1 protein-coding gene and 1 pseudogene are annotated in these 13,901 nt (G+C 72.3%); both read left to right on the forward strand.

Annotated elements, in window-relative coordinates; genetic code table 11:
• The first annotated feature begins 12 nt into the window (after nucleotides 1–12).
• A complete protein-coding gene (locus tag E0L36_RS06975) occupies nucleotides 13–6,546 on the forward strand; it encodes a type I polyketide synthase (RefSeq protein ID WP_308416656.1) in 6,534 nt (2,177 codons plus the stop codon).
• A 148-nt stretch (nucleotides 6,547–6,694) separates the two neighbouring features.
• Nucleotides 6,695–13,858, forward strand: a pseudogene (locus E0L36_RS06980) (SDR family NAD(P)-dependent oxidoreductase); the annotation flags it as partial.
• Nucleotides 13,859–13,901: the final 43 nt, after the last annotated feature.

Below are 13,901 nucleotides of genomic sequence, written 5' to 3' on the forward strand. Positions count from 1 at the left end.
CGAGGTGAAGGCGTGAACACCGAAGAAAAGCTCCGCGACTACCTCAAGCGCGCGACCGCTGACCTACGCCAGGCGCGTCGGCAGTTGCAGTACGTCGAAGAGGCGGCGGCACAACCCCTGGCGATCGTGGGCATGTCCTGTCGACTGCCAGGCGGGGTCACCTCGCCGGAGGACTACTGGCAGATGCTCGAGCAGGGCCGGGACGCGATGGAACCCTTCCCGCGGGACAGGGGGTGGCCCCTGGCGCAGCTCTTCGACCCCGACCCGGACCAGGCCGGCACCTCGTACGTCACCGAGGGCGGATTCCTCGATGGCGCCGCGGAGTTCGACGCCGAACTCTTCGGCATCTCCCCGCGCGAGGCGCTCGCCATGGACCCCCAACAGAGGCTCCTGCTGGAAGGCTCCTGGGAGGCGTTGGAGCGGTCCGGGATCGCCCCTCTGTCCCTGCACGGCAGCCGGACCGGTGTGTTCGTCGGGGCTTACTCCACCGGATACGGCAGTGGGACGGAGCTGCCGGCGGAGTTGGAGGGCCACGCTATGACCGGCGTCGCCTCCAGCGTCCTCTCCGGCCGCATCGCCTACAGCCTCGGTCTGGAAGGGCCCGCGGTGACGGTGGACACCGCCTGTTCGGCCTCGCTGGTCGCCCTGCACCTGGCCGCCCAGTCACTGCGACGTGGCGAGTGCTCCCGCGCCCTGGTGGCGGGCGTGATCGTCATGGCCCGGCCGGACATCTACGTCAGCTTCAGCAGGCAGCGTGGGCTGGCCCCTGACGGCCGCTGCAAGGCGTTCGCGGCGGCGGCCGACGGCACCAACATGTCCGAGGGCATGGGTGTTCTTGTTGTCGAGCGGCTGTCCGACGCGCTGCGCGACGGACGCCGGATCCTCGCCGTGGTCCGCGGCAGTGCGGTGAACCAGGACGGCGCCAGCAACGGTCTGACCGCGCCCAGCGGCGTCTCCCAGCAACGGGTCATCCGGGCGGCGCTCGCCGACGCCGGAGTGGGCTCGAGGCAGATCGACATGGTGGAGGCGCACGGTACCGGCACCACTCTGGGCGACCCCATCGAGGCCCAGGCGCTGCTGTCCACCTACGGCAGGGAGCGGGACGAGAACCGTCCGTTGTGGCTCGGTTCGGTCAAGTCGAACCTGGGCCACACCGCACCGGCGGCCGGGGTGGCGGGCATCATCAAGACGGTCCTTGCCCTCCAGCGCGGCGTCATGCCCATGACCCTCCATGTGGACGAGCCCTCGCCGCACATCAACTGGAACGCCGGCGCCGTCCAACTGCTCACCGAGGCCCGGGACTGGCCCCGTGGCGAGGTGCCCCGGCGGGCGGCGGTCTCCGCCTTCGGGGTCAGTGGGACGAACGCCCACGTCATCGTCGAGGAAGCTCCGGAGCAGGACACCGCGTCGGCCGGTGACCAGGAGGACACCGCCGGGCCCACGGACGACGCCTGGCGCACCCCCGTGGTGCCCTGGCTGGTCTCAGGCAAGAGCCAGGCCGCCCTCGCGGCGCAGGCTGACCGGGTCGCCGACTTCGTGGAGGGACGGCCGGAGCTGCAACCGGCCGACATCGCTGCCGCGCTGGCTCTGACCCGCTCGGCCCTGGACCAGAGGGCCGTGATCGTGGCCTCCGAACGGGGGAAACTGACCGATGGGCTGCGTGCCCTGGCCGCCGGCCTGCCCACGCCGCAGCTGGTCACCGGGGCGACCCGCACACCGGGCCGGGTGGCGTTCGTCTTCCCCGGCCAGGGCGCTCAGTGGGAGGGGATGGGCAGGGAATTACTCGACACCTCCCCGGTGTTCGCCGCCACCATCGCCGACTGCGAGGTCGCCTTCGCGGGACTGGTCGACTGGTCGCTCACCGACGTCCTCCGGGGCGCTCCCGGGGCCCCGGGCCTGGATCGCGTCGACGTCGTCCAACCGGTCTCGTTCGCCATGATGGTCGCGCTCGCCGCGATGTGGCAGGCGCACGGCGTCGAACCCTCCGGTGTCGTCGGCCACAGCCAGGGTGAGATCGCCGCCGCGCACGTCGCCGGAGCGTTGTCGCTGGAGGACGCGGCCGGGGTCGTCGTCCGGCGCAGCGCGGCCATCGTCCGGCTCGCGGGACGAGGGGCCATGGCGTCACTGGGTGAGGGGCGGGACGCCGCCACGGACCGCCTCGCGGCCTGGGAGGGACGACTGTCCCTGGCAGGGGCCAACGGACCGGGCTCCACGGTGGTGGCGGGTGAGCCGGAGGCGATGGACGAACTGCTCGCCCAGTGCGAGAGGAACGGTGTCCGCGCCCGCCGGATCGCCGTGGACTACGCCTCGCACTCCACACACGTCGAAGAGATCGAGGACGAGTTGGCCAAGGCGCTCTCCGGTCTCACGGCGACCGGGACGCAGACCCTCTTCTGCTCCACCGTGACCGGGGAACCGCTGGACACCACCAGGCTGGACGCCGAATACTGGTACCGGAACCTGAGGCAGACCGTGGAGTTCGAAGCGGCGACCCGTCACCTCCTGGGCCTGGGATACGGCACCTTCATCGAGATCAGCCCCCACCCAGTGCTGCGGATGGGCCTTACCGAAACCTTCGACGCCAGCGACGCCCCGGCCCACGCCGTCCCCACGCTACAGCGCGGTTCGGGCGGTCCCGGGGAGTTTCTGCTCTCCCTGGCGCAGGCACACGTCCACGGGGTGCACGTTGACTGGACGCCCGCCCTGTCAGGGTCCTCCGCCGGAGTCGAGCTTCCCTGCTACCCCTTCCAGCGGGAACGCTACTGGCTCACCCCGGAGCAGAACCGCCACACCGACCTCGGTGCCCTCGGACTCGGGAACGTCGGTCACCCGCTGCTGGGAGCGGCGTTGAGGCTCGCGGGCGAGGACACCCGCGTCCTGACGGGCAAACTGTCTCTCCAGTCCGAGCCCTGGCTCGCCGGACACGCGGTCGGCGACACGGTTCTGGTACCCGGAGCGGCCTATGCCGAACTGGCCGTGCGCGCGGGCGACGAGGTCGGCTGCGGACACCTCCAGGAGCTCACCTTCGAGGCGCCGCTGGTCTTGGACGAGCACGCCGAGGTGGAACTCCAGGTGCGGGTCGGCCCCGAGGACCCCCGCGGCAGCCGGGCGGTGACCGTTCACTCCCGTCGTGCTGACGGCTTCGACACGGCCTGGACGCGCCACGCCGGCGGTTTTGTCGCCGCCGACCCGGGCTCGGCGCCGGGAGCTGTGGGGACATGGCCCCCCGCCGAGGCCGAAGCGGCTGACACCACCGACTTCTACCAACGGTTGGAGCGGGCCGGATACCAGTACGGCCCGCCGTTCCAGGGGCTCAAAGCGGCCTGGCGGCGTGGCGCGGAGACCTTCGCCGAGGTGGAACTTCCCGAAGAGGAACGCGCGACCGCGACCGCGTACGGCATCCACCCCGCGCTGCTGGACGCCGCGCTGCACGCGACGCTGCTCTCCGTCACCGAGGAGGGGGCGGGGGAGGAGTCCGTCCACCTGCCCTTCGTGTGGAACGACTTCGGACTGACGGCCACAGGGGCCACCTCTCTTCGTGTCCGTGTCACGACCGACCGTGACGGCCAGGTGTCCGTGGCCGCCTGGGATCCGGCGGGCAGCCCCGTCATGTCCATCAGGGGACTGCGTTCCCGTCCCGCCGCGCTAGCCGCTCCGAAGGAGCAGGCGGCTACCTCCGATGCCCTGTTCCGGCTTACATGGGTCGACGCACCGCCGACCACGTCCGTCCCCGGGGGTGACCCGGTCGTCCTCGGGCGCCGAAGCCGGCAGCTCACCGAAGCGCTGCCGACGGCGGAGACCTACCAGGACGTGGCCGAGCTGACTGCCGCGCTGGACCGGGGCCGTATGACACCAACGGCCGTGCTCTACAGCCCCTCCGCCGCATCGGCCGATGAGACGGCTCCCGAGCCCGGCACGGTGCGGGACGTGGTTCTCGACGCGCTCGGTGTGGTGCGGGCGTGGCTGGACGACGAGCGGCTCGCGGCCTCCCGCCTGATCGTGATCACCCATGGCGCCACCGCGGCGGGGGCGACGACCGACCTGGCGGGTGCCGCCGTTCGCGGTCTGCTGCGTTCCGCACTGGCCGAGCACCCGGGCCGCTTCGGGCTGGTGGACCTCGGACCTCACGGGACTGGGTCCGAGACCCTGCATCGGGCCCTGGCATGCGCCGAACCCGAAGTGGCGATCGGTGCCACGGGCGCCGTACTGGTGCCCCGGATGCGGCCGTTCGGGCCCGGAGGCGTGCTGACGACGCCGGAGGAGGATGGATGGCGGCTCACCGTGGGCCATTCCGGCTCCCTGGACGACCTGTCCCTGGCCGCGTCCGACGAGGCGTGGCGTCCCCTGAAGGACGGCGAAGTCCGGATCCGCGTCCGGGCGGCGGGAGTCAACTTCCGTGACGTGGTGGTAGGACTGGGCGTGGTGCCCGCCGAGGGCGGCATAGGAGGTGAGGCCGCCGGCTGGGTCCTGGAAACCGGACCCGGCGTGGCAGGACTGGCGGTCGGGGACCGGGTGATGGGACTGGTGTCCGGCTCCCTCGGATCGATCGCCGTCGTCGACGCCCACGCGCTCGTCCCCGTCCCCGAGGCGTGGTCCTGGGAGACCGCCGCCTCCGTCTCCATCGCCTACGCCACCGCCTGGTTCGGCCTCGGCGACCTGGCTGGGCTCGCCGCCGGCCAGTCCGTGCTCGTCCACGCGGGTGCCGGCGGCGTGGGGATGGCCGCAGTGCGACTGGCCCGCTGGTGGGGCGCCGAGGTGTTCGCCACCAGTCACCCTGACAAGCAGCACGTGCTGCGGGAGCTCGGGGTGGCCGATGACCACATCGCCTCGTCCCGGGACCTCGCGTTCGAGGAGAACTTCCGCGAGGTCACCGGTGGGCGCGGGATCGACGTCGTGCTCGACTGCCTGGCCGGCGAGTTCGTCGACGCCTCCCTGCGCCTGGTCGCACCCGACGGGACGTTCCTGGAGATGGGCAAGACCGACATCCGTTCCCCCGAGCAGATCACGGATGTCCGGGCCGACATTCACTACCGGGCGTTCGACCTGCGTGAGGCCACCCCGGAACGACTCGTCGAGCTGCTGCGTGACCTCGTGGACGCGTTGACCAAGGGCCACGTGGGCACCCTTCCGGTGACGACACAGGACATCCGGAGAGCGCCGGAAGTCTTCCGCCGCATGGCACAGGGCCGCCACATCGGCAAGAACGTCCTGCGCGTCCCCCAGCGGCCCTCCACGACGGGCACGGTGCTGATCACCGGCGGGACCGGAACGCTGGGCCGCCTGGTGGCCCGGCACCTTGTCACCGAACACCGCGTCGGGCACCTGCTCCTGACCAGCCGTCGCGGCCCCGACGCCCCGGGGGCGGAGGAGCTGCGGGCCGAACTGACCGGTTTGGGCGCCCAGGTGACCATCGCGGCGTGCGACGTCGGCGACCGCGACGAACTGGCGTCACTACTGGATGTCCTACCCGCCGACCGTCCGCTGGCCGGCGTCATCCATGCCGCCGGCGTGCTGGACGACGCCATGATCCACGCCCTCACCCCCGAACAGACCGAACGAGTTCTGCGGCCGAAACTCGACGCCGCGACGCACCTGCACGAGCTGACCGCCGGGGCGGACCTGGAGTGGTTCGTGCTGTTCTCCTCCGCGTCCGGCGTGTTCGGCGGACCGGGTCAGGCCAACTACGCGGCCGCCAACTCCTTTCTCGACGCCCTGGCGGCATACCGCCACGGACGAGGTCTGCCCGCGGTCTCCCTGGCCTGGGGCTACTGGTCCGAGACCAGCGGCATGACCGGCCACCTCGACGAGGTCGACAGGAAACGGTTCGAACGCGGGGGCATCCTGCCCCTGAGCAACGACGAAGCGCTGGAGCTGTTCGACATCGCGCTGCGCAGCGGCGAGCCCCTCCTGATGCCCGCCGCCATCGATCTGGGGGGCCTGTGTGCGGCCTCTCCCGAACAGGTTCCGCCGATCCTGCGGACTCTCGTCCGCTCCACCGGGCGTCGACCGGCCCGCGCCGTGGCGGCCGACGCAGCGCCGGAGGCGCTCGCCGACCGGCTGGTCACGATCCCGCCGGCGGCCAGGGAGAGCTATGTGACCGACCTGGTGCGCACGCACGCCGCCACCGTTCTGGGACACACCTCCCCACAGGCCGTCGACCCCGAACGTGCTTTCCAGGACCTGGGGTTCGACTCGCTGACCGCTGTGGAGCTGCGCAACAGGCTCACCTCCGCCACCGGCCTGCGGCTCCCGGCGACACTCGTCTTCGACCACCCGACGCCGGTCGCACTCACCCGGCTACTGCTCAAGGAGCTGGCCCCCAGCACCCCGGCCGCACCCGAGGACACACGGGAAGCCGAGATCCGCCGAGCGCTGGCCACCCTGCCTTTCGCACGGTTCGAGGAGGCCGGCGTCGCCGACGTCCTCCTGCGGCTGGCCAGGGGCGAGGACGCCACCGCGAGCTTCGGTCCCGCGGAGGGCGAGAAGTCGATCGCCACGATGGACGCCGACGCCCTCGTCCACATGTTCCTGGGCGACCACGAATGATCCCGTCAGCACATGAGGAGAGGACCTCTCCATGACCAGTTCCACCCCGACCACCTCAACCGACAGGCTGGTCCAGGCGCTGCGGGTATCGGCCGCCGAAACCGAGCGTGCGCGTGAGCAGTACCAGCAGCTGTGGGCGGCCACGACCGAGCCCATCGCCATCGTCGGCATGGCCTGTCGGCTCCCTGGCGACATCGACTCCCCGGACGACCTGTGGCAGGTGGTCGACCAGGAGCGGGACGTCATCTCCCCATTTCCCGAGAACCGCGGTTGGGACCTCGCGACGCTGTACCACCCCGACCCCGACCACCCCGGGACGACCTACGTGCGCGGTGGCGGGTTCCTCCGGGACGTCCGCGGCTTCGACGCCGCCCTCTTCGGTATCGCCCCGCGCGAGGCGCTCGCCATGGACCCGCAGCAGCGCCTCTTCCTCGAATCGTGCTGGGAGGCGTTCGAGCGCGCCGGGCTCGACCCGCTGTCCCTGAAAGGGTCTCCGACCGGAGTCTTCGCCGGGGCGATCTCCTCCGACTACGCGGTCCGCTGGAACGGCATCCCGCCCGCCGTCGAGGGCTACGTCGCTACCGGCAACATGGGGAGCGTCGTCTCCGGCCGCGTCTCCTACGTCTTCGGCCTCGAGGGGCCCTCAATCGCCGTCGACACGGCCTGCTCGGCCTCCCTGGTGGCGATCCACCTCGCCGTGCAGTCGCTGCGGCAGGGGGAGTGCACCCTCGCTCTGGCCGGCGGAGTCACGGCGATGTCGTCTCCCGCCGCGTTCATCGAGCTGAGCCGTCAGCGGGGGCTGGCGGAGGACGGCCGCTGCCGCGCCTTCGGCGCCGGTGCCGAAGGATTCGGGCCCGGCGAGGGGAGCGGGGTCCTGCTGCTGGAACGCCTGAGCGACGCCCGGCGCAACGGCCACCGGATCCACGCGGTGATCCGCGGTTCGGCGGTGAACCAGGACGGAGCCAGCAACGGGCTCACCGCCCCCAACGGCCCCTCCCAGGAGCGGGTCATCCGTGCCGCCCTCGCCAACGCGCGCCTCGCCGCGTCCGAGGTGGACGTGGTCGAGGCCCACGGAACGGGCACCAAGCTCGGAGACCCGATCGAGGCCCAGGCGCTGCTCGCCACCTACGGTCAGGACCGGCAGGGGGACGAACCGCTGTGGCTGGGCTCGGTGAAGTCCAACATCGGTCACGCCCAGGCCGCAGCCGGTGTGGCCGGGGTGATGAAGATGGTGCTCGCCCTGCGCCACGATCGTCTGCCCCGGAGCCTGCACACCGAGGAGCCGTCCCCGCACATCGCCTGGGAGACCGGCGCCGTGCGAGTGCTGTCCGAGGCCCGCGACTGGCCGCGCGCCGGCCACCCTCGCCGGGCCGGCGTCTCCTCGTTCGGCATCAGCGGCACCAACGCCCACCTCATCATCGAAGAAGCGCCCGTGGAGGAGCCGTCTGAGCCGTCGGCACCGGTCGTCGAACAGCCCGACGCCCCGCACCCCGCCGTCTTCCTCGTGTCCGGACAGGACCGGCCGACCCTGCTCGCCCAGGCGGCCAGGCTCCGGGACCACCTCGCCGACCATCCCGGGACCGGCCTTCCGGCCATTGCCTCCACCCTGGCGTACCATCGGGCCGCACTGCCCCGACGGAGCGTGGTGATCGCCGACAGCCGGGATGACCTCCTCGCCTCGCTCGACGCGCTGGCCCAGGGCCAGTCCGCCCCCGCCGTGATCGAGGGCACCGCCGGGCCGGTGGGCCGCGTCGCGTTCGTCTTCCCCGGCCAGGGCGGACAGTGGGCTGGCATGGCGCAGGAGCTTCTGGAGACCTCCCCGGCCTTCGCCACCGAGGTCGCCGCCTGCGAAGAGGCCCTCGCCTCGCACGTCGACTGGTCTCTGACCGAGGTGCTGCGGCAGCACCCCGGAGCCCCCGGTCTGGAGCGGGTGGACGTCGTGCAGCCGGTGCTGTTCGCGGTGATGGTCTCCCTCGCGGCCCTGTGGCGGGCCCACGGGGTGCAGCCCGCCGCTGTCGTCGGCCACAGCCAGGGCGAGATCGCCGCCGCCTACGTCGCCGGGGCGCTCACGCTGCGGGACGCCGCGCGTGTCGTGGCCGTCCGCAGCCGCGCGCTGCGCCGCATGTCGGGCAAGGGTGCGATGGCGTCGATAGGACTGTCCCGCGACGAGGTGCGCCGTCGGCTCACGGCCGACGCGGAGGGCGCGGGGGACATCACGATCGCCGCCGCCAACGGCCCCTCCTCCACCATCGTGTCCGGTTCCGCTGCGGCCGTCCACGCGCTCGTCGACGCCTGGGGCGCCGACGGCGTCCGGACGCGGTCCATACCGGTGGACTACGCCTCGCACTCCGCCCACGTGGAGGAGATCGAAGACGAGTTGCGCGAGCTGCTCGCCGACGTCAGCCCCCGCTCGTGCGACACCGTCTTCGTGTCCACCGTCACCGGTGGGCCCGAGGACACCGCCACCCTGGACGGCGACTACTGGTACCGCAACCTGCGTCAGCCGGTGGAGTTCGAGACCGCGACCCGACATCTGCTGGACCGGGGCTACGACGTCTTCGTCGAGGCCAGTCCGCACCCGGTGCTCGCGGTCGGGCTGGGCGAGACCTTCGACGAGATGGAGGCCAGGGCCGTCACCCTGCCGACCCTGAGGCGCGACGAGGGCGGGCTGGGCCGCTTCTGCCACTCCCTCGCCGAGGCACACGTACGCGGCATGCGGGTTGACTGGACGACTCTGGTTCCCCAGGACACGGGCGGCCCGGTGCCCCTTCCCTGCTACCCCTTCCAGCGCGAGGAGTTCTGGCTGGACGGCACCGAGGACGACGCCGTCACCGACATCGCGGCACTCGGCCTGGCCGGAACCGGACACCCACTGCTGAGAGCCACACTGTCCCGCGCCGATGACGAGGGTGTCACCCTCACCGGCAGCGTGTCCCTGGCCCGTCACCCGTGGCTCGCCGGACACCGGGTCAACGGCTCGGTTCTGCTTCCGGGTACCGCCTTCGCCGAGCTGTGCCTGCGCGCGGGCGACGAGGTCGGCTGCCCGCTGGTGGACGAGCTGACCCTGTCGGCACCCCTGGTGCTTGAGGACGGCGGGGAGGCGCACCTTCAAGTGGTGGTCGGCGCCGAAGCGGCCGACGGCGCTCGGCCGGTGGAGGTGTTCTCCCGGACGTCCACGCTGAGGGACACCTCCGCGTGGACCCAGCACGCCTCCGGTGTGCTGACCCGCGAGACCGCCGCCGACTCCCCCCGCGGCGCGCTGGCCTGGCCCCCGGCCGACGCCGAACCGGTACCGCTGGGGGAGTTCTACGAGCGGTTGGGCCAGGTCGGCTACGAGTACGGACCAGCGTTCACCGGCCTGCGAGCCGCCTGGCGCCGGGACGGAGAGGTCTTCGGCGAGGTCAGCCTGCCCGAGGACCAGGAGGAGCTGGCCGAACGCTTCGGGATCCACCCCGCCTTGCTTGACGCGGCCCTGCACACCGGACTGGTGGCCGCCGACGACGGCGCGGCACGGGTCTTCCTGCCGTTCGCCTGGAACGGCGTCTCCCTGTCCGCCTCCGGCAGCACGACCCTGCGAGTCCGCTCCCGCTACACCGACGACCACACCATGGAGGTGCACACCTTCGACGAGACCGGCCAGCCGGTGGCGACCATCGCCTCGCTGGTCTCTCGCCCCGTCACGGCCGCGGGGCTCCGGGCGGCCCGCCCACCTCACCACGACTCCCTGTTCCGCCTGAGCTGGGAACCCCGGCAGGAGACGCCCCCGGCCGCCCCCGAACCGGACTGGGCCGTGCTTGGCACCCACGGAGACGCCAGTGACGAGCCCACCTTCCGCGCACCGGGCACATCCCGCTACTCCGACCTGGCCGCCCTGTCCGAGGCCCTCGACGCGGGGACTCTGCTCCCTGGGACGGTGCTTCTTCCCGTACGGGGTGACCTGGACGCCGACCTCGCCCGTACCGCGTCGGCCGCGCGCGAGGTGACGACGGGTGTGCTCGCGGTCCTGCGGGACTGGGTCACCGGGCAACGGTGGGGCAGCTCCCGCCTCGTCGTCGTCACGACCGGCGCCGTGGACACGGGCGCGGACCCCCTCGCCACCGTCGACATGGTCGGTGCGACGGTACGCGGACTCGTGCGATCGGCCATGGCCGAGCACCCCGGCCGGTTCGGCCTCCTGGAGACTGGAAGCGAACCCGTACGGCCCGAGATGTTGGCCCCGGCGCTGGCCTGCCTGGACGCTGGCGAAGGCGAGGTGGCCTTGGGCGGCCGGGGCGGAGTACTCGTCCCGCGTCTGCGGCGAGTGGAGTCCGGCGGAGCCCTGCTGGTGCCCGACGACGCACTGGAATGGCGCCTCACGATGGGGGAGTCCGGCACGCTCGACGACGTGGCTATGGTGACCGCGCCCGACGCCCTCGACGGACCGGGGGAGGGCCAGGTCCGGGTCCGGGTCCGCGCCGCGGGCCTAAACTTCCGCGACGTCGTGGGCGGACTCGGCATGGTGCCGGCGGAGTCGGCCGGCGTTCAGGCCACGGGTGGCGAGGGCGCCGGCGTGGTCGAGGAGGTGGGGCCAGGGGTCACGGGGCTCACCCCGGGCGACCGGGTGATGGGCGTGCTGCCGGGCGCGTTCGCCTCGTCAGTGACCGTCGACGCACGGCTGCTCGTACCCGTCCCGCGGGACTGGTCGTGGGACACGGCGGCCTCGGTGCCGATCGCCTACGCCACCGCCTGGTACGGACTGGCCGAGTTGGCTGCCCTGCGGGCAGGCGAGACGGTGCTGGTCCACGCCGGTGCCGGCGGAGTGGGCACGGCCGCCGTGCGGTTGGCGCGCTGGTGGGGCGCGGAGGTGTTCGCAACCGCGCATCCCGACAAGTGGCCGGTGCTACGGGCGATGGGACTGGACGAGGACCACATCGCCTCGTCCCGCGACGTCGGCTTCGCTGAGCGATTCCGGAAGGTCACCGCCGGGCGCGGCGTGGACGTCGTGCTCAACTCGCTGGCTGGAGCGTTCGTCGACGCCTCCCTGGAGCTGGTGGCGCCCGGCGGACGCTTCCTGGAGATGGGGAAGACCGACATCCGCTCGGCAGAGGACATCGCCCAGGTCCGGGCCGACGTCCGGTACCGGGCGTTCGACCTGCGTGAGGCGGGCGAGGGGCGCATCGGCGACCTGCTCGAGGAGGTGGTGGGCGCGCTCACCGCCAGGCACGCAGCCCCGCCGCCGGTGCGGCTGTGGGACCTGCGGCGAGCTCCCGAAGTCTTCCGGTTCATGGCGCAGGGCCGCCACATCGGTAAGAACGTCCTGCGCGTGCCCAGGCGTCTGCCACGCGAGGGCACGGTACTGGTCACCGGTGGGACTGGAACACTGGGGCGACTGGTGGCCCGGCACCTGGTCGAGCGTCACCAGGTCGGCCACCTTCTGCTGGTCAGCCGCAGCGGCCCCGAGGCAGCCGGGGCGGAGGACCTCCGCCAGGAGCTGACGGAGCTGGGCGCCGAGACGACCGTCGCGGCCTGCGACACCAGCGACAGCGAGCAGCTGTCCCATCTGCTGGGTTCCCTGCCCGGTCGGTTCCCCCTGGTCGGCGTGGTTCACGCGGCCGGCGTACTGGACGACGGCATGGTCCACACCCTCACGCCCGAACAGCTGGAGCGGGTCATGAGGCCCAAGCTGGATGCCGCGGTGAATCTGCACGAACTGACGGCCGGGCTCGACCTGGAGTGGTTCGTGCTCTTCTCCTCCGCCGCCGGCCTGCTGGGCGGTGGCGGACAGGGAAACTACGCCGCGGCCAACGCGTACCTGGACGCCCTGGCCTTCCGCCGTCGGCAGTCGGGTCTGCCCGCGACCTCCCTCGCCTGGGGCTACTGGGGCCAGGCCAGCGGCATGACCGGCCACCTCAGCGAGGCGGACCACCAGCGCATGGCGCGCGGTGGCATCGCGGCCATGACCAACGAACACGGACTGGCGCTCATGGACGCCGCGCTGCGCAGCGGCGAGGCACTGCTGATGCCGGCGGCCCTCGACATGGGCACCCTCGCCACCATCGAGCCGCAGCAACTCCCCCCGTTGCTACGCGGCTTCAGCCGTCCGGCGAGCCGCCGACGGGCAACGCGTCCTACCGGCACCGCCGACGGACCCGAGGCCCTGCGCGCACGGCTGGCCGGGCTCGACGACGCCGGCCGGCGTCGCCACGTCCTCGATCTGGTCACCTCCCACGTCGCGACCGTCCTCGGACACGGGTCCGCCGGGGCGGTGGCACCGGACGCCGCGTTCCCCGACATGGGGTTCGACTCGCTCATCGCCGTGGAGCTGCGCAACCGGCTGACCGCCGCCACCGGCCTGCGGCTGCCCGCGACCGTCATCTTCGACCACCCCACGCCCGCGGACCTGGCCACCCACTGCTGCAAGCAGCTCCAGGCCACGGGTGCCGAAGGACCCCACACCGCTCCTGAGCCGGAGTCGTCACACCAGGGCCCCGCGGCGGGGCTGAGCGGAATCTTCGTTGAGGCCTGCCGACAGGGCAGAATGAAGGAAGCGACCCGGGCACTGCGGCATGTCGCGCTGTTGCGCCCCCAGTTCACCGCTGAGGAGGCCGAGCCCGGTGTGAAGGTGGAGCGGGTGCGGTTGAGCACCGGAGACGGCCCGGAAGTCCTCTGCTGGCCCTCTTTCGCGTGGCAGCCGAGCCCACAGCAGTATCTGCGCCTGGCACGAGGCTTCCAGGGAAGCCACGACCTGTCGGTGCTCTCCCTCCCCGGCTTCCTGCCGGGTGAGTCACTCCCCGCCTCCGCGACCGCCCTCGCCCGCCTCCAGGCGGCCGTGCTGCCGGACACCACCGCACCGCGGATCCTGCTCGGTTACTCCTCCGGCGGGTTCGTCGCGAGTGTCGTCGCCGATCTACTCACTGCGCGCGGCGCCCCGCCGGCCGCCCTGGTCCTGATCGACACCTACCGCTGGGACGCGACAGGGGGCATGGCTTCGGAGAGCTGGGACGTCCCGGTCTCCCAGCTGTTGCTGGACCGCAACCAGGACAGCGCGGCCCTGGACGACCGCGGTGACGACACCTGGGTCACCGCACGGGCCCAGTACTTCGGACTCGACTACACGGTGCGTCCGCTGGGCGTACCGACCCTGCTGGTCCGCGCTTCCGAACCACTGGTGCCGGAGCCGGACGCCGCCTGGCAGGCCACATGGACCGAGGGCCAGGCGATGGACGCTCCCGGCAACCACTTCTCCATGATGGAGAAACCGCATGTCGACGAGGTGGGACGGCTGATCAGGGAGTGGCTGGCCGAGACCGTGGGACCCCCGACGAGCCGCTGATCCTGCGGGCCGCGGCGCGGCCGGGGACGGACGCCAGGGTGCG

Origin of the sequence: Streptomyces sp. AJS327 (assembly GCF_013450295.1) — a bacterium.
GTDB lineage: Bacteria > Actinomycetota > Actinomycetes > Streptomycetales > Streptomycetaceae > Streptomyces.